Raw genomic sequence first — 23,526 nt, 5'->3', positions numbered from 1 at the left:
AAAACGGGAACCCGCCTTCCGGGGAGGGAAGGCGGGTTCCGAAAAGATAGTTTACTGCTTATCGTTGGACGACAATCCGACGATAGGCAATACCGGCATCCGCCTGAATTTGCAGCAGGTAGGTACCCGCCGGGAAGGTGGAGACGTCAAACTGCTCCACCGTGGACCGTGCCTTGCGCTGGCTGAGCACCCGGCCGTTCATGTCCAGCAATCGCAGCGTGGCGCTCTGGATGATCTCCTGGGGTAACTCAACGTTAGTGACCGTTTGGGTTGGATTCGGGAGAATCCGTACGTCCTCGGCAAAGGAGGGCTCCTCGGTAGACACCGACATGGGCAACATGACGGCATCAATGACGTGGACCACCCCGTTCAGTGCCTGGATATCCGTCATGGTAATCTGCGCATTTTCTACGAAGACGCCATCGTCGTTGATGACGATGTCCAGGTTTTCCCCTTCGAGGCTCAGCAGCATATCGCCGTCCGAAAGATCAGCCGCGTAGGTTTCGGTTCCCGACACGTGGAAGAGCAGGATCGTGGCCAGGGCGCCCGTGGGATCGGACAACAATTCGTCCAGCGTTCCGGCCGGAAGTGCCGCGAAGGCATCATCGGTGGGCGCAAAGACCGTGAAGGGGCCTTCGCCGCTCAGGTCATCGTCCAGCATGGCTTCGATGACGGCGATCTCCAGCGTATCGTGGGCCTCGCTGTTGACGATGATGTCCACCACCGTGGCGGGCGGGGGCGTCAGCACGGCATCAATGACGTGGACTACGCCGTTCAGGGCCTGGATGTTGGCCAGGGTGACTTCCGCATCGTTGATGAAAACGCCGTCGTCGTTGATCGTTACGACCACGTCGCCACCCTGCAGGGTCATTACGCGCTGTCCGTCTTCCAGATCATCGGAGTAGGCTTCCAGGCCGGCAACGTGGTAGAGGAGCACGTTGGCCAAAGCCGCAGAATCGGCCAGAAGGGCATCCAGGGCACCGTCGGGCAGGGCCGCAAAGGCATCGTCCGTAGGGGCGAATACCGTGAAGGGACCTTCTCCACTCAGGGTGCCAGCCAGGCCGGCCTCAATTACCGCCGTTTCCAGCGTCGTGTGCACTTCGCTTTCCACCACAATGTCTACTACGGTAGCGGGCGGAGGCGTCAGGACGGCGTCAATGACGTGGACTACGCCGTTCAGGGCCTGGATGTTGGCCAGGGTCACTTCCGCATCGTTGATGAAAACGCCGTCGTCGTTGATCGTTACGACCACGTCACCTCCCTGCAGGGTCATTACGCGCTGTCCGTCTTCCAGATCATCGGAGTAGGCCTCCAGTCCGGCAACGTGGTAGAGGAGCACGTTGGCCAGGGCCGCAGAATCGGCCAGAAGGGCATCCAGGGCACCGTCGGGCAGGGCCGCAAATGCATCGTCCGTCGGCGCAAAGACCGTGAAGGGACCTTCTCCGCTCAAGGCGCCGGCCAGGCCGGCAACCCCTACCGCCGTTTCCAGCGTGGTGTGTACTTCGCTCTCTACGATGATGTCCACTACCGTCGCGGGCGGGGGCGTCAGTACGGCGTCAATGACGTGGACCACCCCGTTTAATGCCTGGATATTCCCCAGAATGACGTCAACGTCATTAATCCGGAGTCCCATCGTGGTGGAGACTACAACATCACCCCCCTGGAGCGTCATGACCCGCTGACCGTCCTCCAAATCATCGGAATAAGCTTCAGTACCCGCAACGTGATAGAGGAGTACGTTGGCCAGCGCGGCAGAGTCGGCAATAAGTGCGTCCAGTACGCCATCGGGCAGAGCCGCAAAAGCGGCGTCGGTGGGGGCAAAGACTGTGAAGGGACCCTCTCCGCTTAGGGCATCGCCAAGCCCCGCAACGCCTACAGCCGATTCCAGGGTGTTATGGACGCCACTGTTCGCGATGATGTCCACCACCGTAGCCGGCGGGGGCGTCAGTACGGCGTCGATCACGTGGACCACCCCGTTCAGGGCCTGAATGTTCGCTACGCTTACTTCGGCGTCGTTGATGAAAATGCCGTCGTCGCTGATGGTGACGACCACGTCGCCACCCTGAAGGGTCATGATCCGCTGTCCATCTTCGAGGTCGTCGGAATAGGCTTCTGCCCCCACGGCGTGGTAGAGGAGTACGTTGGCCAGTGCGGCAGAGTCCGCCAGGAGGGCATCGACGGTACCGTCGGGCAGGGCGGCAAAAGCATTGTCGGTCGGCGCAAAAACCGTGAAGGGGCCTTCGCCGCTCAGCGTGCCGGCCAGGCCGGCAGTGATGACGGCCGTTTCCAGGGTGGTGTGCACTTCGCTGGCCACCACGATATCCACTACGGTTGCGGGTGGGGGCGTCAGTACGGCATCGATGACGTGGACCACGCCATTCAGGGCCTGGAGGTTGGCCACCGTGACTTCGGCGTCGTTGATGAAAATGCCGTCATCGTTGATCGTGACGACTACGTCGCCACCCTGAAGGGTCATGATCCGCTGTCCATCTTCGAGGTCGTCAGAATAGGCTTCGGCCCCCACGGCGTGGTAGAGCAGTACGTTGGCCAGCGCGGCAGAGTCGGCTGTCAGGGCCGCTAGCACCCCGGGAGGTAGCGCCAGAAAAGCCTCATCGGTGGGCGCAAAGACGGTAAAGGGGCCCGCGCCACTCAGGGCGTCGGCGAGTCCGGCAATGCCTACCGCCGTTTCCAGCGTGGTGTGCACTTCGCTTTCCACGATGATGTCCACCACCGTCGCGGGCGGGGGAGAAAGGACGGCATCAATGACGTGGACGACGCCGTTGGTCGCGTCAACATCGGCCATCGTTACCTGGGCGTCATTGATGAATACGCCATCCGCATTGATGGTCACCACCACGTCTCCTCCCTGAAGGGTCATGACGCGCTGACCGTCGCTGAGGTCAGTGGAAAGAGCTTCCAGACCGGCGACGTGAAAAAGAAGAATGTTGGCCAGGGTAGCGGAATCGCCGAGCAGGGTTTCTACGGTGCCCGCCGGCAGGGCGGCGAAGGCATCATCGGTGGGCGCGAAGACCGTAAAGGGGCCGTCTCCGCTCAAGTCGTCGTCAAGACCGGCCGCCAGGACGGCCGCCTCGAGGGTGTCGTGTGCGGTGCTGTTGACAATAATGCCAACCACCGTTTCGGTTTGGGCGAATGCCGTTGCCGCAAATAGCAACAGCGCAAAAAGTGTGGTAGATAGTTTACGCATATCGGGTTATTGGGTTGATTTTCGTGCGGGTAAGAAAAATGAACTCGCTTGGTTCATCCATTCCGAAAATCCGCCCCGACATCAAGGCGTTTTCATACTCATTTGTCAGCCAACAAACCGAATACGAACAGAAAAAAGTAGTTCGCCGGCACCTGTAGGGTGGTCAGCCTAAGGTGCCTTGCGGACTAATTTATTCCGGTAGATCCATGGCCGCCAGGCGGTCCAGCAGCCCATCAATGGCGGTCAGGACCTGGTCCCGGTAAGTGTGGGCCAGGTAGTAGTGGGAGTTTTCCAGGTGCTTGATCCGGTAGCTATGCTGGGCGATGCTTTCCGGCCCCGGTTTACGCATCCGGTATTGTTGCCCCTCGTAGACGAAAATATCGTTCATCACCTCGTCAAACTGCTCCACGATCCGACCGTGGCGGTCGCTGATGGCCGATACCAGTTGGTAATGTACCGTGTACAGACGGATGATCTCCCGCTTGAGACTATCGTCCCGGATGCGCTGTAGTCCAAATGACTTCAGTGCTTCGAACGCCGACTCATCCTCCACCAGAATACTGTTCCGCCAAATATTCACGAGGTCCATCGAGACACTATCCGGGCGTCGGGTTCCCTCAAATTGCAACAGTCGTTTGGCCGCTACGGTAGCCCCTTCGTGCAGGGTGAGATTATGTAGAACATCCTGACGATCCGACTCCAGGGAGGATTTCAGGTCCCGTAGCAACAGCTTTTCTTCGGCCGCATGCTTACGGTTCTCGCTGAGGTTATTGAACCACAGCCCCACGTTGATCCCGATGACGATGAGCAGTACCTCCGAAAGAAAGTATTTCCAGTTTACGCGACCTACGCTCCGTTTTAACCGAGATATCATCTTCCAAAATAGTCCAATCCTCGCATTTTTTCGGACTTTTGTCCCCGATGTTATCCAATAAACGCCATCGCCTGCTGCTGGGACTTTTCCTCCTGGGAATCGCTTCCGGGGTGGGGTATTCGATGTATTCCCGGGTGGGCCAGGGGGAATTGTGGAGCCACCTACCCCTCTTTCTGTACCTTACGCTCTACGGTTCCGCCCTCAGCTTCCTTTCCCTTCGCTGGGAGGAAACGATCACTTCGTGGAAGCAGTATCCCCTGGCGCTTTCGTCCCTGAGTGGTGTCCTGCTGGGCCTCGGCTTTCCCGGTTTTCTTCCCTTCCCCTTCCTGTTGTTGGTGGCCTGGGTGCCGCTACTCTTGGCCCACCGGGAGATTTCCGACAAGGAAAACTCTTACCGACGGGTGTGGTGGACGGGTTTCAACGCCTTTTTGCTGTACAACATCCTGGCCTCCTTCTGGGTGACCAATACGGCCTTTGCGGCCGGGGTATTCGCCATCGTCGTGAACAGCTTCCTGATGGGGCTGCCCTGGCTGGCCTTCCACTGGACGAGTCGCCGCTCCCCCAAAGTGGCCTACCTGGCGCTGCCGGCCTTTTGGCTGGCCTTCGAATACTTCCACTACAACTGGTCGCTCAACTGGCCCTGGCTGACCCTCGGCAACGGCTTCGCCCAATTTCCATCCCTGATCCAGTGGTACGAGATCACCGGCGTGCTCGGCGGGTCCGCCTGGATCTTCCTGGTTAATTTTCTGGTGTTGCGGGTATATCAGGGGTTCACGGCCGTCATTCCCAACGACAGTGCACCTGCGGTCACGCCAAAAACTACTTCCCTACGCCGGCCGATGCTCCTGCTGATCCTGGCGCTGGTGATCCCGATGGGGGCTTCACTCCTGCGCTACTTCACCTACGAAACTCCGGCGGGGGACACCATCCGTGTGGCCACCATCCAGCCCAATTTCGAGCCCCATTTTGAGAAATTTTCCAGCGACCCCGTCAGTCAGGTGGATACCTTCCTCCGACTGAGTCGGCAGGCCCTGGAGGGAGCCGGACCGGTTGACTACCTCGTTTACCCCGAAACCAGCTTCAGCTACGTCAACGAGGACGAGCCGCTGCAGGCCCGCTCTTTGAATGAACTGTATCGTTCGCTACGGGAAGAGGATCTCCGTTATCTCGTCACGGGATTTGACGGCTACCATTTCTTCGCTCCCGGAGAGCCCCTGACCCCGGCAGTGCGCTACGTCACGGGCCGCAACGGAGAGGAGGTCGCTCTGGAAGCGCTGAACGCTCTGGTGCAAATTGACCTGCAGTCCGGGGAGGTTCAAACCTATCGGAAGGGTGTTTTCGTGCCGGGCGCCGAGAGTTTCCCCTTCCGCGAAACGCTGTTCTTCCTGGAGCCCCTCGTCAATTCTCTGGGTGGTACCGTGGCGGGACGCGGGACCCAGGACGTCCGGGAAGCACTCGTGGGCGAGCGGGCAAAGATCGCGCCGGTAATCTGTTACGAATCCGTCTTCGGCGAGTACTTCACCGAGTACATCCGGGAGGGGGCCGAAGCCATCTTTGTGGTCACTAACGATGGCTGGTGGGACAATACGGCGGGCCACCGCCAGCACAACTGGTTTTCCAGCCTGCGGGCCATCGAAACGCGCCGGGCGGTGGTCCGGTCCGCCAACATGGGCAACTGTTCCTTCATCGATCAGCGGGGCAAAGTTCTCCGCAAGACCCCGTACGGCCAGGAGGGTTTTCTGGTCGACGATATGCCGCTCAACCAGCACCTCACGCCCTACGTCCGCTTCGGCGACCTGACGGCCAGGATTGCGCTGCTGCTCTCCGCCATGCTCCTGCTCGGGAACCTGGCCCGGACGATCCGGCTGGAGGCATTCGCCCAAAAGTAGCGGGGCCGGCGGGCCACCAGCACGGGCGCGAAAGCAGTCCACCCAAACGTTAGAACGTCGGTATGACCGCACTTTACCGTCTCCTTCCGTTGCTTCTTCTGGTGTTTGGGGCCATTCAGGTGGCGCGGGCGCAGGTGCCCAGTACTTCTGAACGGCCGGGGGATTGGATCCTTTCCGTAACGGCCAGGGACTTTGACTGGAAGGGGGGCAAACGCACCTTCGACGATTCCCTGGCGGTGCTGGACTACCTCAACGACTGGGTGGCCCAACAACGGGGCAGCGCCTTCTGGGAAGCCTCGGTCGATAGCCTCTTTGCCGTTGCTCCCGGGCAAATGAGGGCCCATCTGTTTCGCGGTCCGGTCTACACCTGGGAGGAACTCCGGGTGCCGGAAGACGTAGATACCCGGGCCTGGCTGCGCCGGGCGGGCTACCGCCCGCGGCGCTTCCGCTCCGGCCGGCCCTTCCGCCAGGAAGCCTGGACGGCCCTCCGCGACAGCTTGCTGGTCGCCGTAGCCGAATCGGGTTACCCCTTCGCGAGCGTGGGACTGCGGGACATCGACTGGTCCGCCCCCGGTGGCCTGACCGCCGGAGTGGACATCAGTCCCGGGCCACTGGTAACCGTCGGGCAATTATCGGTGCCCGAGAACGCCCGCGTCCGTACCCTCTTCCTTGAGCGCTACCTGGGCCTGCGGCCCGGGGAAGCCTACCGGCCCAGCCGCATTCGCCGGCTGACCAGCCGACTCAACCAACTCCCCTACCTCACCCTGCGCGGTCAGCCGAAGGTGACCTTTCGGGACAGCCTGGCCTTCATCGACCTGCCCGTAGAACGGCGGCCAGCCAGTCGGTTCGATTTCGTCATCGGCGTGCTGCCCAACAGCGCCCAGAACAACAACCGGCTGCTCATCACCGGAGAGCTGAACGGAGAACTGTACAATGGCTTCGGGCAGGGCGAGCGCATTGCGCTGCGCTTCGAGCAGTTGCGGCCCCAGACCCAGGAACTCGCCCTGGCGCTGGACTACCCCTTCCTCTTCGGCCTCCCCTTCGGAGTGGAGGGAGAACTGGACCTCTACCGCCGCGACTCCTCCTTCCTCAACCTCAACTGGCGGCTCGCCGCCACCTACCTCCGGGAAGGCAACGACCGACTATCCTTCTTCTGGCAGAACCGCCGAACGGTCATTCCCGGGCGGGGTAGCGCTACCGACCCGGTGAATCCGGCCACCACCGACACTCTGGGGGTCAGTCGCTCGCTCTTCGGCGTGCAGCTGCGGCGTAACCGTACGGACCGGCGGTTCAGTCCGCGGCGGGGCTACACCCTGGACGTGAGTGCCGCGGCGGGCTTCCGCCGCCTGCTCGACCTGCCGCCCGGCGACAGTCTGGCCGCCCGCGGCGGGCAGTACCAGGTGGAAGCGGACCTGGCCTACTACTTCGAACCGCTCAATGGCCTGGTGACCTACCTGGGCCTGCGGGGAGCGGGCATCTTCAGTCCCTCCGTCGCCCTACCCAACGAGCAGTACCGACTGGGTGGCGGCAGCCTGCTGCGGGGTTTCGACCAGCAGTCCGTCTTCGCCACCGACTACCAGATCCTGACCGCCGAACTGCGCCTTCTGCTGGGCGGCAACGCCTACCTGTTCGGCTTCCTCGACGCGGCGCGCGTCAACGCACGCAACAAAGCCCAGCCTGACCTCAACATTGACTCCCCCCTTGGCTTCGGCGCCGGCGTCAATTTCGATACCCGCGCGGGCATTTTTGGACTGAGCCTCGCCCTGGGCCGCTCCAACAACATTCCGCTCGACCTCGGGGCGCCGAAGGTGCACCTGGGGTATTTGAGTGTGTTTTAGGGGGACTTCGCCCTGGGCTCTCCTCATGGTGGAGCCTTTCGCCGAAAGGCGACTACGATTTAAGGAAGAAAACTAAGTTGCGTCTCCTCAATGATGGTCAGGTTTCCTTTCGGCGAAAGGAAACTCCAGTTGGTGTCGTCTTTTCCCAAAAGACGACCGGAGAGTGTAACCGGGGAGAAGCGGTCATTGCGCTTCCCTAAAGATTTCAGACAATGGAGATATTCCATCGGTATTTCGAAGCTGGTCAGGTTTCCTTTCGGCGAAAGGAAACTCCAGGTATACCCAATTAGTGTTTTCCTACCTCGTCGGACAAATCCAATCGCCCTCGGCGATAACTTTGTCCGACGAGGGTGCCAATGTTCTTAAACATATCACGCCTTTGCCTTTTCCCGCTGTGCTTTGGTGGCCCCGGGCTGGACGCCCTTCACCGCAGCGGCTAATTCGGGCAGCCAGTTGGGGTCCTTTTCCAGGCCATTACCGACTACGATCATGTCGGCACCGGCTTCGAGGGCGATGGCCGCCCGTTCCGGGGTGCGGATACCGCCGCCGACGATGATGGGCAGGTCCACTTCCGCGCGTACCGCGCGGATGATGGTCGGCCGGATCGGTTGCTGGGCACCACTACCGGCATCGAGGTAGATGAGGCGGAGGCCGAGCTGCTCTCCGGCCAGGGCGGTGGCCGCCGCAATGGGCGGCTTGTCGGCGGGAATGGGCGTGGTATTACTCATGTAGCTGACCGAGGTCGGGCGCCCGCCGTCCACCAGCAAGTAGCCCGTCGGGATCGTCTCCAGTTTCATCTGCTTGATGCGGGCGGCCACCTGTACGTGGCGGCCGATGAGCAACTCCGGATTACGGCCCGAGATGAGGGAAAGGAGCAGCAGGCCATCGGCCTGGTCGTCGAGCTGGTAAGTGGAGCCTGGGAAGAGAAAAACGGGCGTATGCTTCAGGTGCGCCTTGAGCAATTTCAGATAATAGGCCGACTGGGTGGTGTTCACCAAACTTCCTCCCCACAGGAAACAATCGATGTGCCCTTCGTTGGCAAACTTGGCGAGTTGCCCCAGGTTATCCCGTCGTGCTTTGTCGGGGTCGACGAGGACGGCCAACATTTTCTGGCCGTTCTTCCGGGCATTCATCAGATTGGTATACAACATGCAGTAAGGTAGATAGCGTGGGGAAATGACTTGTGCCGACAAGGTACGACGAAAGGAAGAAGAAAGAGGAAGGGTGAGGTGGAGGAGAAGGGAGTTAGAAGGAAGAAGGAAGAAGGAAGAAGACTGAGGAAAGGAGCCGGTCCTCGGAACTGTCGAGCAACGCGAGCTGATCCGAGGTCTCGGTTGGGTCAACGGCAGAGGTCGTGGTGCCGAGTGGAAAGTGGGTTGGTCATTCGTCGGACGAACGCATCGCCTACGGCGAGGGAATTCGTCCGACGAAGAGGGAGCCGGTCCTCGGAACTGTCGAGCTGCGCGAGCTGATCCGAGGTCTCGGCGGGGTCAACAGCAAGGGATTACGGTCCTGGAAGGAAAGGTGGTCGGTCATTCGTCGGACGAACGCATCGCCTACGGCGAGGGAATTCGTCCGACGAAGAGGGAGCCGGTCCTCGGAACTGTCGAGCTGCGCGAGCTGATCCGAGGTCTCGGCGGGGTCAACAACAAGGGATTACGGTCCTGGAAGGAAAGGGGGGCGGTCATTCGTCGGACGAACGCATCGCCTACGGCGATGGAGTTCGTCCGACGAAGAGGAAGCTCTTTTGCATCATCCACGGCATCCTGCGCGCAGCGCCCAAATGATCCGATACTTTCGGAAGCCAGCGGGCATAAAAAAAGCGCCCTCTCCGTCGGAGAAGGCGCTTTGAGGTGCTCAGAACAGGAGTCGAACCTGCACGCCCGCAATGGGCACCAGCCCCTCAAGCTGGCGTGTCTACCAATTCCACCACCTGAGCAGATGATTTGTTAGCGGCTGCAAAAGTAATGCCCGCTGCGTAAGTGAACAAGCCCCAGACAAAAAATAGTTACCGATAGAAGGATTTTTTATCCAAAGATGGCCCGAACGAAAATTAGGGGGCAGCGATTGAACTTTTTCAATCCCCAACAATTAATGTATGTACAACAATTATTTACGCCATGAAAACCATCCTTCATAAAGCGGACACCCGTGGAAACGCTAACCACGGCTGGTTGGAATCCAACCACACCTTCAGTTTTGCCAATTACTACAACCCGGAGCGGGTTCACTTTGGCGCGCTGCGGGTGCTGAATGATGATCACGTTGCTCCCGGACGCGGCTTCGGTAAGCACCCCCACGACAACATGGAAATCATTTCCATTCCCATCTCCGGGGACCTACGCCACGAGGATTCGATGGGTAACGAAACGGTCATTAAGGAAGGCGACATTCAGGCCATGAGCGCCGGCACCGGAGTGTTTCACAGTGAGATGAACGCCAACGCCGACCGCCCGGTAGACTTTCTGCAAATTTGGGTTTTTCCTAAAAGTCGGGACATCACCCCCAACTACAGCCAGATTACGCTCGACGAAGCTCAACTGGATAATAAACTGACGCAAATCGTCTCTCCCAGTCCGGAAGACGAAGGCGTACACATCAATCAGGATGCCTGGTTTCACCTGGGTAACCTCCACCACGGCACGGCCACGGAATACGAACTGAAGAAGGCCGGCAATGGCGTTTACGCCTTCGTCCTGGAAGGTTCCGTCACCATCGGTGACCAGATACTCGAGCGCCGGGACGGCCTGGGCATCTGGGATACGGATCGTCTGGACATTACCGCCACCAAAGACGCCCGTCTGTTGCTCATGGAAGTGCCCATGAACCTGAACTAAAGCAAGTGCATTATCCAGGGAGGGGAGGCGACGGAAAACCGTCGCCTCCCTCCCCCAAACATCATAACCACAAAATTCGCCATTTGGCGCCCCAATTATGGATACTCCCACCCAAACCAGTCTGCTCGCTGACCTGAACTGGCGCTACGCCACCAAGAAATTTGATCCCACGCGGAAGCTGTCCGCCGAGGATGTAAGCTTCCTGATGGAAGCCATTAACCTGACGCCCACCTCCTACGGCCTGCAGCCGTTCCGGGTACTGATCGTCGAAAACCCCGAAGTGCGCGAACAACTTAAGGCGGCTTCCTACGGTCAGACCCAGATCACGGATGCATCCCACCTGTTCGTTTTCGCCTACAAACTGGACATGTCCGAGAACTACGTGGACGACTTCATGGCCCGCATTGCCGACGCCCGGGGAGTTGACGTCAGTGCCCTAGAGGGTTACGGAAACACCATCAAGGGAAGCGTGGCCGCCAAGGGGGCGGAGGTAACGACGGAATGGAACCGTCGCCAGACCTACATCGCCGTGGGCAATCTGCTGACCGCCGCGGCAACCCTGCGCGTGGATGCCTGTCCGATGGAAGGCTTTGATCCCGCCAAGTACGACGAAATTCTCGGCCTCAAGGAGCAGGGCCTCGAAGCCACCGTGGCCGTCCCCGTGGGCTACCGCTCCGCAGAAGACGCCTACCAGCACCTGGCCAAGGTGCGTCTGCCACTGGACGAGCTCTTCCAAACCGTGTAAACTTTGATCCCCTCCGGCCGCTGGCCGGAGGGGATTACAACATCTCCCCCATGCTATCCATCCTATCCGTATCCCACCATCCCGAAATCCTGGCCGTCATGAATCGCCTGGTCAACAAAAATGACCAGTGGACGGGCAGCGCCGCCGACGGCGTTGAGCAAGCCCTGAGTCTGCTACAGGAGCAGCCGTTTGACGTCGTCCTGCTCGGTACGGGCATCGACGGTGAGGGAGAGGCCCGGCTGCGGCAGTATCTCGATGGGGCTCCCTACGATTGTCGGGTGATCCGCCACTTCGGTGGCGGCAGCGGGCTCCTGTTGTCGGAGATCATGGCGGCTACGGGGGAGTTTTCCGAACCGCAATAGCATCTCCTGCTTATCGGAGCCTACCGCTGGTTAGACATGCCCTAGCGCATGTATTCCCAGGCCGTCTGGTACAGTCCCTGCTTTTCCACGTACTCCAGAAAACCCGCGAAGAAGGGATCCTGCCCCACGGTAGCACTATCCCCAATGACGATCAGGTACTTTTTGGCGCGGGTCAGCGCCACGTTCATCCGGCGGTAATCCGCCAGGAAGCCAATTTCTCCTTTCTCGTTGGACCGCACCAGCGAGATGTACACCACGTCGCGTTCGCGGCCCTGAAAGCCGTCGACGGTATTGACCGCCAGCTCCATGCCCGCCAGTCTTTCTTCGGCGTCGAAGAGGTCTTCGGCCACCCGTACCTGTTCCCGGTAGGGGGTGATCACGGCGATGCTCGGCAGCGGTTCCTCCGGGGGCGTCAACCCCCGCAAATCCAGGAGGTGCTCCACCATGACGTTCAGCTCCCCGTCGTTGTAGCGGGACTGAAACCGGGGGTGTAGTTTTTCCTCAAAACCGGTGCCGGCCGTATCGATGAACACCACGGACTCCGCCAGCGGTACGCCCGGCAGACTGCGCTGGGCGACCATCTCCGCGGCCCGCAATTGACCACCGTAAAAGTGGGCGTTGCTGTAGCCCATGATCCGCTCGTTCATGCGATACTGCACCTCCAGCAGGGCATACTGCCGTTCATCATCCTGAGTGATTTCCCGGGCCAGGCACTTCTCCATCAGGGTGACGGACAGACCGCCCTTCTCTGCTTTCCGGCTCTTGACCGTTGGGGGAAGTTGGTAAGGATCACCGGCCAGAACGACCCGGTTGGCCTTGAGGATCGGTATCCAGGTGGCCGGTTCCAGGGCCTGAGCGGCCTCGTCGATGATGCAGGTGCGGAACTCCCGCTTGTCCAGCATACTGGCCGCGGCCCCCACCAGGGTGCAAACGATGACTTCGGCCGAATCGATCAGGTAATCCAGCAGCCGGTCCTCCAGCTGCTTGGCCCAGCCGGACAGCTGCCCGGCATCCCGGAACAGCAATCCCTTGTCGCGCCCCCGGGCGCGCTTGGCCTTCTTGCGGATATCGGCGGCTTCCCGGCGGAGTTTTTTTACCTGCTGGGTATCGGGATGTTCGGCAATTTGCTGATCCAGCGTAAGCCGCATCACCTCTTCCTCCACCCGGCTGATGTTACCGATGCGCACCACCTTGTGCCCCCGATTCGTCAGGCGGAGCGCCACCAGGTCCGCCGCCGAATTACTCGGCGTGCAGAAAAGTATCTGATTTTCGGTTTGCAGCAGTTCCCCGACCGCCGCCACCAGCGTAGTGGTCTTCCCCGTCCCCGGAGGGCCATGGACCAGCGCCAGATGATCCGCCCCCAGAATGTGCGCCACCGCCCGCTGCTGACTGGGATTGAGTTCCGTGAGGTGAGTAACTTCCTCCGGGGCCACGGGCCGGTACTCGGCCGGTCGGATACCCATCAGGACGTCCCGCAACTCCTTCAGGCGTCCCTTGGCGGATTCCAGTCGCTGCAGCGCCCGGTCCATTTCCACGTAGGTCCGTTCGTCAAACATGAGGTCCACCCCCACCCCACCGTTCTGCAGCCAGTCGGGGAGGTCTTCGCCGCCGAGGATGATTTTCATCCGGTTTTTCTTCACGTACTTGATCACCCCGGCGCGTTGGGGCGACTTGACCATGGGCTGGGTACTGAACAAATTTACCGAAGTCCCGGCGCGAAACTGATGGGACTCTTCCCCTTCCCGCTGGACGGTGACGGTAGGCCTTCCGCCAATCCCGTAACCACTCTGGATGACCTGGAGCGGATACCAGCTGTATCCCTTTTCCACCCGCCGGGTAAGCGGCATAGCTTGAATGATGTCCAGGTGCAGTTTACGCTCTTCGGCCCGCTCCATTTGCACGAGCTCCCGCAGATGAGTAATAGCCTGTTGCTGTTCGTCGGTCAAGAATTCCGGTTTGGAGGAGGGGAAAGTACGGGAATGCGAAGGGATACCAAAAAGTTCAGGAGGAGGAAATTCCGGTAGCGCGGGAAGGTATTGATTTCTTGGCGAGGTCGCAGGTGCCGGCTACGCCCCCCGGACTGCGCCGGGCGCGGTTTCCCCGGGTGCCATCGCCAACTGACTTTACCGGGCCTGCCAGAGATCGGCCATCAAATCACTTGGGGTCAGGGTGCTTTGGTCCAGGCCCCGCCGGCGCAACCAGTCGAGAAAGGTCTGCACGTTGGCGGAATTCATCCGGCCCCAGGTACCCTCATCCCCAAAAGCGGAAGCCGACACCTCCAGGGCCCGTTGAAGGTCGAAGTCCTGTTCGTCCGCCGGTAATCGTTGCCGGAGGATTTCCAGGGCCGCTTCGCGGTCTGCCCGATAATGGAGGAAACCCCTCCGGGTAGCCTCCAGAAATTTTTGGTGTAGCTCCTTTTTTTCTTCAAGCAAGGAGCCGTTAGCCGCAATGACGGGCGAATAGGAATAAGGCACGGTATAATCCCGCATCCGGAAGTTGCGCAGGGGAATTTCGGCCCGTTCCGCCGCCACGCCCTCCCAGTTGAGGAAGATCCAGGTGGCGTCCGCCGTCTTATTCAGCAGCGTGTCCCAGATTCCCAGTTTATCCGGATAGATAATCTTCAAATCTCCCCTTCCGCCATCGTTCCGGATCATTTGTCGGACAATCTCATCTTCGTAGCGCGCCCGATAGGAAGCGTATTTCCTTCCGTCCAGCTCCGCCGGGCGAGCAATTCCACTTCCCGCAAGTACCGAAATGGCACTCAGGTCTTCCAACAATACGGCCGCCAGGGCCACGAGGGGAAAGGGTTGGGATTTGGTTTGGTAGCTGATGATACTCTCCAGCGGACAGAGCGCAAAATCCGCCTGCCCCAACTCCACTTTCTTGGCGGGAGTAGTGGCGTAGTTATCCGCGGAGGGATCGCTGATGTCCACCCGTAAGCCGACCGCTTCGTAAAAGCCCATTTCCCGGGCCACGAAAAATCCGAGATGATTGATGTTTGGGGTCCAGTCGAGGGCTAAGCGGAGGGTATTCATTGACGGCATGGCGGTTAAAACGGTAGCGGGAAGGAGACGGCCGAATGGTGGCTGACCTCCCACTGCGCCAGCCTAACGAGCAAAACCTATCCGGGGTTTTGCGTCGGCGTCGGAATAACCCGGCTCTCCGAAATTGTATATCTCCGCCAGGGTCAGTCCTTCGGTAACCCGGTAGCCATTTTCCCCCAACAGTGCCCGGGTTTTGTCCAGGCTGAGTGCCCTGAATTCGTAAAAGGCAATCAGCCGTCCCTTGCGGAAAAGGGCCTTGTCTACCCGCGAGACATCGGTATTGAAGGTGCAGATGACCTTGATGTTCAGGTAATCACTGAAAAGGCCGTCCGTCAGTTGAAGGATGGTGGAGACGACGGAGTGTTGACTGACGTTGTCCCGGGAGACGATGATTTTTTCGGCGTCCTCAATCACCAAAATGGCATTTTTCTGGCGAATCAGGAAAGTGACGAATTCCGGTTTGAGCAAATCATTGACGAAGTCGTTGGGAATAAAGATGAACTTGCTTTCCGCATAATCGGTCATGAGTGACTTGATGTACGAGGTCTTGCCCGTTCCGGGAATGCCGTGCAGCAGCACGAGGCCGGAATTCCGGTCTTCAATCGACCGGCGGATGTCCTGGTCTACCGGGAGGAAGTCGTCATTGTAGTTGGCCGCCAGATCAAGGTCAAAGCGATCAATGTCTACTTTTTCGGTATCAAAACCACCACGGGTGCGGGTCAGGATACTGAATACGGGAAGATCCGAGCGGCCAAATTCATCCCGGATGGTGGTCAGTTGTTTTCTTACCCACTGCTCCAGTCCTTCGTGAGTGTGTCCGTAATAAACGTCTACGCCGAATTCTCCCTCGTTGAGGGTAAGTTCCAGGCAGAGCGGTGCCCGATGACTGACGAGCGTCAGTCCCCGGATTTCGTCATTCTCGGGAACATCTTCCCGGGTAGTGGATAGCGACCATCGCTTGCGCAGTTGCGTAAGCTGGTATTGCTCCCGGTCGATCAACCGCAAACATTGCTCCGCTACCTGCTTCCCCCCCTCAATGGTCAGCCACAGGCTGAGCTTGGAGGGTGCCTGATCGTGAAGCAGCGCGAAATACTGGCTGAGGATAAAGTCACCATACTGGTCGTAGGCGTCAACGATTTTAGGATTTTGTCCTGGCATTAATATACTTTGCTCAATAACGTCCTTTCCGTACGGGATAAGTTTCAGCAGCGAGGAATTTTATTAAACATGGCCCCACAAGTATTCTTTGCACCTGCACGCGTGCCTCCGTATTCCGCTTCACTTTCTGAAGCCTACCTACAGCCCTACCCGTAACCCGAACTGCAACTGAATCTGCCGAAAATCAACGTCCAGATTCACCTCCGAATTTGTCCGTTCGGGTTCCGTAATCAGCGGATTATCAAAGAATATTTGCGCGACGTCAAAGCGGAAAACCGGCATGGGAACCCCGGCGGTGATGCGGACCCGATCGGCGACCTTCCAGCCCAGGGAGAAATTGGGCCCCAGTTCCACGCCCAGTTCATGTCGTCGGTAAGGGAATCCGGCCGGGGTAAAGGAAACCCTCCTAATTGTCCGAAACCGGGGATCCGCAAAGATTCCCAGGCTGATTTTGACCCGTCGGTTGGCCGCCGGGTGACCAATTACCCGTCCCCGTTCGTAACGAAAGCCGATTTCAAAGGTGGAGGTTTCTCCCAGACCAATGATTTCCAAAATTTCATTGTCCCGATCAAACCGAAAAATGGTAGAGGCATGCTTTTCCCAACTGATTCCGCGGATGCCGTAGGTAAGATACTTTCCGTTCAGCTGTTCCTTGCGCAGGAGCAAGCCCGCCAATAAAGAGTGGGAGCTCTGCTCTACCACCCGATAATCAACGTTAGGACCGGTGGAGCTTTGGAAGGTATATTCCTCTCCGGAATTATTGAATCGCTGGGTGAGGGTAAATTCTAATGAAGTAGCGGGAGGCCAGCCTTCCCGCTGGCCAAAAGCCGAAAAGGGGATCATGGCCAGGCAGGACAGCACCAGGAGTAGACGGCGTGGTAGTCGTTGATTCATTGGGTCAGGATTGTTGAATAACAAACCACCAACTCGCCACTTTAGTGCTTCTTAACGGATCATTGCCTGGTTGGACCAAATAAGTTATGCCCTCCGTTAAGGGGCGTTATCTTTATGATCGTCGCCACCGATACTTCTTTTATGAAGCGATTACTTCCTACCATCCTTTTAGCTTTCCTCCTTAGTTGCCAAGCTGCGCCCGAGCCTTCCGCCACCACGCGTGCCGCCGCCGTGGAGGCCACCGCCCGCGAATATTTTGCCACCTTCGCCGAACGTACGGACTGGGAAAAACTGTGTGCCTTTTACCGGGAGGACCTTGAATTCGAAGACGTCCTACTGCAAATTAAGCTGGACAGTCTCTGGAAGTTCAAGCGGTTTTACCGCTGGGATGAAGAAGGAGACCGCTTCCGGAAGCTCTCCCCGGATCAGAAGCACCTTTCCGTTGCCTCCCTAGTGGTCTCCGACAGCGTAGCCGTTGCCCGGGGAAGGGTAAACCCTTTCTACTACGACGACAACCTAATCGATACGGACTGGGGGATGGACTTTACCATCTGGCTCTACTTCGATGACCAACTGAAGATCCGGCGGCAAGTGGACTGGTTTGAATACGACGCCCCGGTGCTCCGGGCCATGCTGGAGCGGGTAGACCGCATTGGTCACGAAACTCCGCCCGAGTGGCTAGACCTTACGCCTCCCTAATCGATTGGTTTGGCAAACAGTCGCTCCCAGTCGGTTTCGGCCGCCAGGTAAGCGAAAGAATATTTATTACCGTTGGTGAGCAAATGTTCAAAGTGCTGCCGGGCCGTAGCGGTGTCCTGTTTGGCGTACAGGTACCAATTGCCGAGGCCGTAGTCCAGTACATCATCCGAAGAAGCGCTCTTCCCCGCCGGCTGCAAGTCCTCTTCGGCCAGTAAACCTCGGTAGAAAAGGCACATTTTGTAGTAGCTATCGTTTTCAATGATGTCCATTCCGGGCACCACGTCGGCGATGGCCGCCTGGGCCTCCGCCTCCCGGCCAAGCCGGGAAAGAATCATGAACAACCAGTGCCCTCCGGAAACCAGGTTGTCGTCGTATTTCTCCAGTACCGTCCGGTTGCTGAAGGCCGCCAGGGCCTTCTCCAGGTCATTCTGAAGGTAATGGGCTAATCCGAGGTGGTACCAGATATTGCCGTGCAGGGTACTGAGGGGAATGTTCCGGTCATTGGGTAGCCCATCGGGTTCGACCGTGTCTTCCTTTCCCGCAATTAGGGCCGCGGCCCGCTCGAAATCCGCAATGGCTTTATCGTACTGGCGGGTAGAAATATAACGGTGCCCCCGGTGCCGTAAAAACCGGGCGTCTTCCGGATGCTTTTCGATCCCCATAGTGAAGATATCAATCGCCTCCTCAAAGTTTCCCAGGTAGGCCGCCCGACGACCGTACCAGATGTTCGCCTCCGGGTCGTCCTGATTGGCTTCGAAGGCGTTCCTGGCCGCCTCGTATTTTTCGGCGGAAGTCTTTTCCACCTGGTGATAGCTGGCTACTTCATCGACCACACCCTCTTTACCCTCCCGGCCGCCACAGCTCACCGTGAGCACTACCATGAATAGGCCCAAGAGGGCGGGAAAAATTTGTCTGATCATATTGACGTGTTTTGCGCAATCGGCTGAACGGAGGAGGCTCGCCTAATTTCCCTTGACGACGGGAATATTCCCCTCGATTCCCGATCTCCCCTCGAACCGGAAATAGTACAGGCCCTGCGGCAATTGCCACAGGGGCACGGTGAGTTTCGTGGTCCCTGCCCGCAGGAAGGTAGTTCCGTTACCACATCGCCGGCCGGAAGCATCGTACAGCACCCAGTCCACCGTCTGTTGCTGCCATACCCCAAGCTCAACGGTGACCTCCCGGTCCGCCGGAGAAGGATAGACGCGATAGCTAAAGTCTTCGTTTACCTCCCGGAGGGGGTCCGGAAACAGTTGGCTGGTCGGAATGATCACCCGGGGGATGGTCCGGCTACCGTACTCCAGTTGTACCTCAGCCAGGCCACCGGCCTCAAAGTATTCCAGCCGAATCCGATATCTGCGCCCCCCTTCCAGGGCAATGGTTCCACTGGCTTCCGTGCGGGGTTGGGGAACCCACTGATCGACGATCTGCACGTCATCCACCCAGAGGCGGACGCCATCGTCGGCGGTTACGTAAAAGGTATACTCATCCGTAACCGGAGCGAGGATTTCTCCCCGCCAACGGATCATGAAGTTATCGTTACCCACCGCTTCCAGTGGGCCGCCGCCCTCCCAGATAAAGTCAACCACGGGATCAACCCGGGTAGCCACCGGCCGGCCGCGTAAAAAATCGGTTTCGTTATTCCCGGTAAAGAAGTCGGCCGTCAGTCCCGTACCGTTGCCGATAAAAAGTGGAAGGGCCTCATATTCCGCGACGATTTCCTCCTGGTCTCCGGCTAGAAAGGAATACAGGCGACCATTATCGCCGCCGCCCCGCCAGGTGCGAAAACGGTAGAGGGTGTCACCCCGGACCTGATTCAGCGGCGCAGAAAGCGTGCGGCGGATGCCCACTACGCTGGTTACCCGGGCGGGGCTGTCCATGCCCTGTCCGTCAACGTTGACCCGTAGCCCAGCGGGAGCGGTGCGGACGGTAAAGTCCGCCTTTTCGGGAAAGACTTCCCGAAACGTCGACTGCACCAGGCCTTCGGAATCCTCTACGACCAGATACACCCGGTACCATACGTTATCACTTACCTCCCCGATGCGGGGCACCACGAAGAAGCCTTCGTTGGTTCCCCGCAGGTTTTCCAGCGCGGGGTGGGTATGTTCATTGTGGTGGAAATCGATAAACCAGCGGAGGTCCTGATTGCTCAGCGCACCATCTTCCGCATCACTGCCTGATCCGGCAAAGAAGATGGTATCCCCCGCCCGGTAGGTAGCATCGGGCAGCGGCAGGCTAATGTTGGCCAGCGGCCGGGTGTTGGCCGTCACCCGCAGGGTAGCGGCTTCACTACGAATGCTTCCCTCGGCGTTGGCGATCAGGCATCGGAATTCCGTTCCATCGTCCACGAGCTGTACGTTGGGGATGGTCAGGGTCGGTCCGTTCTCTCCGGGAATATCCACCCCGTCCCGTTGCCACTGGAAGGTCAGGGTCTCCATCCCGATGGCCTGCACGGAAAAGTTGGCCGTTTCCCCCACGGGGAGAAATACGTCATCGGGCTGAACGGAAATGAAGGGTGCCCCGGAACCCGTGTAGCGAATTCTCCACAGCGAGCCGTTGGTCGTACTCGTGTTGTCCTGCATTGAGCCCCCGCCCATCCCGGAACGCTCGAGGTAGTAAAAGTCGCCGTTGGGGGCGACCAGAAAGGATAATGGCCGATCAATATTGGTGGCGAAGGTCTCCAGGATTTCCCCCGTCGCGGGTTCCATGACCCGCACGAATCCCTGGCAGTAGTCGGCGAAGAAAAACTTATCGTGGTACTGCGGAGGGAAGGTCGGCGTTTCCGGAGCGTAGAAGGTTGCGGCGATGACGGCACAGCCTACGTCGTGATTGTAAGCGTGCAGGGGCTCGCGGTAGTTCGCCGGAAGATTTTGGTTTTGGCGAAAGCCCTCCAGGTCGGGCCACCCGTAGTAGCTGCCCGCGGTAAACTCGTTGACCTCCTCGAAGAGGTTCCCGCCCACGTCGCAACCAAAATACTGGCCCGTTACGGGATGCATGGCCGTAGAGAAGGAGTTGCGCAGACCGTAGGCGTAGATGGCGCGGTGGTCACCGTCCAGATCGTTGTAAAAGGGATTGTCTTCCGGAATGCTGCCGTCGTCGTTGAGGCGAAGGATTTTCCCCAGCAGAGTATTCAGGCTGTTCGCGGCGTTGGCGTCCGCGCCGTCTCCCACCGATACGTACAGTTTGCCATCTGGCCCGAAGTGCATGGAGCCGCCGTTGTGGATGGTTCCGTTCATGGGGTCAAGGTCAAAGATGACTTCCTCGCTTCCCGGTACGGCGAAATTACCGTTGGCCACTACGCGGGTAACCCGATTCCGGTTTTCTCCGGGGACGGAATAATAAAAGTAGACGTAGTTGTTCTGCTCAAAATCCGGGTGAAAGACCATCCCTCCCAGGCCGCGCTCGTTGAAGTTGTCAACTTCCAGCATAACGAAAGGATCGGGGAGCAGCACGCCATTTTCGATGATGAGTACCCGACCGCTTTTTTCCAGTAGGAAAATCCTTTCGTCCGGGGCCATGGCCATGGCCGTAGGGTCCAGTCCGGTAACGACTTGTTCTTCCACAAAGCCCGGGGGAAGATCCGCGGAAATGAGGGATCCCCCCATCAACATAAAGGAAAGGATAAGTATACCAATGCGCTTCATGAGTATCAATTTCAAAAACTTGTTGATCATCCAGATCACATTATATTAATAAAAATTTGGAAGTAGTCCGCGACACCTCCGGCAAATGGGGAGCCCAAGATAAAGTCAGTATCTACAACCCACCGCTACAGAAAAAAACCGCCCTATCTTAACTCCCGCAAGTTACGCATCCATTTCACCCCATCCTTCTCCTCATGCTACGATTGTTATCTACTCTACTTTTCCTGGTTTTTTCCGGGACCCTGATGGCCCAATCCTCCGTCTTTGAGCCCATCGACGTATTTGACCTCGAGTACGTTTCTGACCCCCAGATTGATCCCGACGGTCAGCGGGTGATTTACGTCCGTAACTTCAAGGACATCATGACCGACCGGAACCTGAGCAACCTTTGGGTCGTCAATTTTGACGGCAGTGACCCACGGCCACTGACCAGCGGTGCCCATAACGATTATTCTCCCCGGTGGTCGCCTTCCGGCGACCGTCTGGTCTACCTCAGCACCCGGGAGGGTCGTCCCCAGATTTACCTTCGCTGGCTGGACGGCAGTGGCACGGAACGACGGCTCACCAACCTGCAGCAAAGCCCCGGTAACCTGAGCTGGTCACCCGACGGCCGCTGGCTGGCCTTTTCCATGACCGTACCCGGCACGACCAAACCCCTGTCGCCTCGCTCCGGCCAACCCGCCGGAGCCGCCTGGGCCGACGCCCCGAAATTCATCGATCAGATGGTCTACCGGGCCGACGGCGCCGGATTCCTGAAACCCGGCCACCAGCACATCTTTCTGCTCTCCGCCGATGGCGGACACCCCCGGCAGCTGACCAGCGGTGACTTCGACCACGGTGGTAACCTGAGCTGGACGCCCGACGGGAAATCCATCGTCTTTTCGGCCAACCGGCACGCCAACCACGAAGAAGATCCCCTCAACTCCGCCATCTACCAGATTGAGGTAGCCTCCGGCAAAATTGCTACCGTAACGGACCGCCAGGGCCCCGATAACGGCCCCGTCGTGTCTCCGGACGGAAACATGATCGCCTACACCGGCTTTGACGACCGCCTGCAGGGATATCAGGTAAATAACCTGTACGTCTATGATCGGAAAAGCAAGAAAGCCCGGCAGCTTGCTTCCGATCTTGACCGCGACGTAAGTAACCTCCACTGGGATGACGGCGGCAAGGGCCTCTACTTCCAGTACGATTCGGAGGGAAACACCTACCTGGCGCACATCACCCTCGACGGCAAAATGACCAGGCTCGCCGATAATCTCGGTGGCCTTTCTCTTGGGCGGCCCTATTCTGGCGGCACCTTTTCGGTGGCGCAGGGCAATTTTGCCTTCACATACGGCACGCCCGAACACCCCGCCGATCTAGCCGTGGGATTCCAGGAAAACTCAAGCATGCGACTGACTAACGTCAATGAAGACCTCTTCAGCTACAAGAAACTGGGCGAGGTAGAGGAAATCTGGTTTAATTCAGGAGCCGATGGCCGCAGGGTGCAGGGCTGGTTGGTCAAGCCACCCAATTTTGATCCCACCAAAAAGTATCCCTTTCTGCTCGAAATCCACGGCGGCCCGTTTACCAATTACGGCAGCCGGTTTTCCGCCGAGATCCAGCTCTACGCCGCAGCCGGTTACGTGGTCCTCTACACCAATCCTCGGGGAAGCACCAGCTACGGCGCCGAGTTCGGCAACCTGATTCACCACAATTACCCCGGAGAAGACTACGATGACCTGATGGCCGGAGTAGACGCCGTAGTGGCGAAAGGGTACGTAGACCCCGAACAGCTCTTCATCACCGGTGGCAGCGGTGGCGGAGTCCTGACCGCCTGGAGCATCGGTAAAACGGACCGCTTCGCCGCCGCCGTGGTCGCCAAACCCGTCATCAACTGGTACAGCTTCGTCCTCCACGCCGACAATCCGAACTTCTTTTACAAGTACTGGTTCCCCGGCAAGCCCTGGGAACATCAGGAACACTACATGGCCCGCTCGCCCATCTCGCTGGTCGGTAACGTAACCACCCCCACCCTGTTGCTCACCGGTGAACAGGACTACCGGACCCCCATGTCAGAAACGGAGCAATATTACGCGGCCCTTAAGCTTGAGGGAGTGCCCAGTGGCATGGTGCGCATCCAGGAATCCGGGCACGGTATCGCCAATAAGCCCAGTAACCTGATCGCCAAGGTGGAAAACATTCTGGCCTGGTTCGCGCGCTATCGGAAGTAGAAACAACAGAAGAACATATTACTACGCGATTCCTTCGGAATCGTGGCCAACGAATGAGCAAAAGAGTAGGGACAAGGCATGCCTTGTCCCTGCGTGGTTTTATGGAGGGCTTCTCTAGTCA

Annotated in this window: 16 protein-coding genes and 1 tRNA gene; 7 read left to right on the top strand and 10 right to left on the bottom strand. The window is 58.6% G+C overall.

Going from position 1 to position 23,526, the window contains the following annotated elements; all coding sequences use genetic code 11:
• Positions 1-58: 58 nt before the first annotated feature.
• The gene (locus E1J53_RS15250; RefSeq protein WP_134273611.1) at positions 59-3,205 is read right to left on the bottom strand and encodes a fasciclin domain-containing protein; all 3,147 of its coding nucleotides are present in this window, start codon (positions 3,203-3,205) and stop codon (positions 59-61) included.
• 190 nt (positions 3,206-3,395) lie between these two features.
• Positions 3,396-4,079 carry a hypothetical protein gene (locus E1J53_RS15245; protein WP_134273610.1) on the bottom strand — a complete coding sequence of 228 codons (684 nt, stop codon included), beginning with the start codon at positions 4,077-4,079 and terminating at the stop codon, positions 3,396-3,398.
• Positions 4,080-4,126: 47 nt separating this feature from the next.
• On the opposite strand from E1J53_RS15245, the gene lnt reads away from it, so the two are divergent.
• A complete protein-coding gene (gene lnt / locus E1J53_RS15240) occupies positions 4,127-5,968 on the top strand; it encodes an apolipoprotein N-acyltransferase (protein WP_134273609.1) in 1,842 nt (613 codons plus the stop codon).
• Positions 5,969-6,030: 62 nt separating this feature from the next.
• A complete protein-coding gene (locus tag E1J53_RS15235; protein WP_134273608.1) occupies positions 6,031-7,806 on the top strand; it encodes a BamA/TamA family outer membrane protein in 1,776 nt (591 codons plus the stop codon).
• Positions 7,807-8,177: 371 nt separating this feature from the next.
• On the opposite strand, the gene E1J53_RS15230 is transcribed toward E1J53_RS15235, so the two are convergent.
• The gene (locus E1J53_RS15230) at positions 8,178-8,957 is read right to left on the bottom strand and encodes a geranylgeranylglyceryl/heptaprenylglyceryl phosphate synthase (protein WP_134273607.1); all 780 of its coding nucleotides are present in this window, start codon (positions 8,955-8,957) and stop codon (positions 8,178-8,180) included.
• Positions 8,958-9,660: 703 nt separating this feature from the next.
• Positions 9,661-9,745 (bottom strand) — tRNA-Leu (locus E1J53_RS15225).
• A gap of 181 nt (positions 9,746-9,926) precedes the next feature.
• Between E1J53_RS15225 and E1J53_RS15220 the strand changes: the two genes are divergently transcribed.
• The 3 genes from E1J53_RS15220 to E1J53_RS15210 all read left to right on the top strand — a co-directional run bounded on the left by E1J53_RS15220 (position 9,927) and on the right by E1J53_RS15210 (position 11,750).
• Positions 9,927-10,643, top strand: coding sequence for a pirin family protein (locus E1J53_RS15220; protein ID WP_134273606.1), 717 nt, complete (start codon positions 9,927-9,929; stop codon positions 10,641-10,643).
• Positions 10,644-10,740: 97 nt separating this feature from the next.
• The gene (locus E1J53_RS15215; RefSeq protein ID WP_134273605.1) at positions 10,741-11,388 is read left to right on the top strand and encodes an NAD(P)H-dependent oxidoreductase; all 648 of its coding nucleotides are present in this window, start codon (positions 10,741-10,743) and stop codon (positions 11,386-11,388) included.
• A 50-nt stretch (positions 11,389-11,438) separates the two neighbouring features.
• Positions 11,439-11,750, top strand: a complete 312-nt coding sequence (locus E1J53_RS15210) for a response regulator receiver protein (protein ID WP_134273604.1) — start codon at positions 11,439-11,441, stop codon at positions 11,748-11,750.
• A gap of 41 nt (positions 11,751-11,791) precedes the next feature.
• On the opposite strand, the gene E1J53_RS15205 is transcribed toward E1J53_RS15210, so the two are convergent.
• From E1J53_RS15205 to E1J53_RS15190, 4 genes are all read right to left on the bottom strand, one after another.
• Positions 11,792-13,696, bottom strand: coding sequence for an AAA domain-containing protein (locus E1J53_RS15205; RefSeq protein ID WP_134273603.1), 1,905 nt, complete (start codon positions 13,694-13,696; stop codon positions 11,792-11,794).
• 177 nt (positions 13,697-13,873) lie between these two features.
• Entirely contained in the window at positions 13,874-14,785 is a 912-nt protein-coding gene (locus tag E1J53_RS15200; protein ID WP_134273602.1) for an ABC transporter substrate-binding protein, read from the bottom strand.
• A 72-nt stretch (positions 14,786-14,857) separates the two neighbouring features.
• Positions 14,858-15,952, bottom strand: coding sequence for an AAA family ATPase (locus E1J53_RS15195; protein WP_134273601.1), 1,095 nt, complete (start codon positions 15,950-15,952; stop codon positions 14,858-14,860).
• Between the two features lie 138 nt (positions 15,953-16,090).
• Positions 16,091-16,846 carry a hypothetical protein gene (locus E1J53_RS15190; protein WP_134273600.1) on the bottom strand — a complete coding sequence of 252 codons (756 nt, stop codon included), beginning with the start codon at positions 16,844-16,846 and terminating at the stop codon, positions 16,091-16,093.
• 141 nt (positions 16,847-16,987) lie between these two features.
• On the opposite strand from E1J53_RS15190, the gene E1J53_RS15185 reads away from it, so the two are divergent.
• Positions 16,988-17,545: a hypothetical protein gene (locus tag E1J53_RS15185; RefSeq protein ID WP_134273599.1), complete on the top strand. Its 558-nt coding sequence runs from the start codon at positions 16,988-16,990 to the stop codon at positions 17,543-17,545.
• Here the strand turns inward: E1J53_RS15185 and E1J53_RS15180 are convergent.
• Together E1J53_RS15180 and E1J53_RS15175 are read right to left on the bottom strand one after the other, a co-directional pair.
• Entirely contained in the window at positions 17,542-18,465 is a 924-nt protein-coding gene (locus tag E1J53_RS15180) for a tetratricopeptide repeat protein (RefSeq protein ID WP_134273598.1), read from the bottom strand. The two genes, E1J53_RS15185 and E1J53_RS15180, sit on opposite strands and share 4 nt — an antisense overlap.
• Before the next feature lie 42 nt (positions 18,466-18,507).
• Entirely contained in the window at positions 18,508-21,189 is a 2,682-nt protein-coding gene (locus E1J53_RS15175; protein ID WP_173021509.1) for a PQQ-dependent sugar dehydrogenase, read from the bottom strand.
• Between the two features lie 194 nt (positions 21,190-21,383).
• Between E1J53_RS15175 and E1J53_RS15170 the strand changes: the two genes are divergently transcribed.
• Positions 21,384-23,405, top strand: coding sequence for a S9 family peptidase (locus tag E1J53_RS15170; RefSeq protein ID WP_134273596.1), 2,022 nt, complete (start codon positions 21,384-21,386; stop codon positions 23,403-23,405).
• Positions 23,406-23,526: the final 121 nt, after the last annotated feature.

This window comes from Lewinella sp. W8, from assembly GCF_004375085.3.
GTDB lineage: Bacteria > Bacteroidota > Bacteroidia > Chitinophagales > Saprospiraceae > Neolewinella.
The sequence above is the reverse complement of the archived record's forward strand: the minus strand, read 5'-3'. Positions and strand labels throughout refer to the sequence as shown.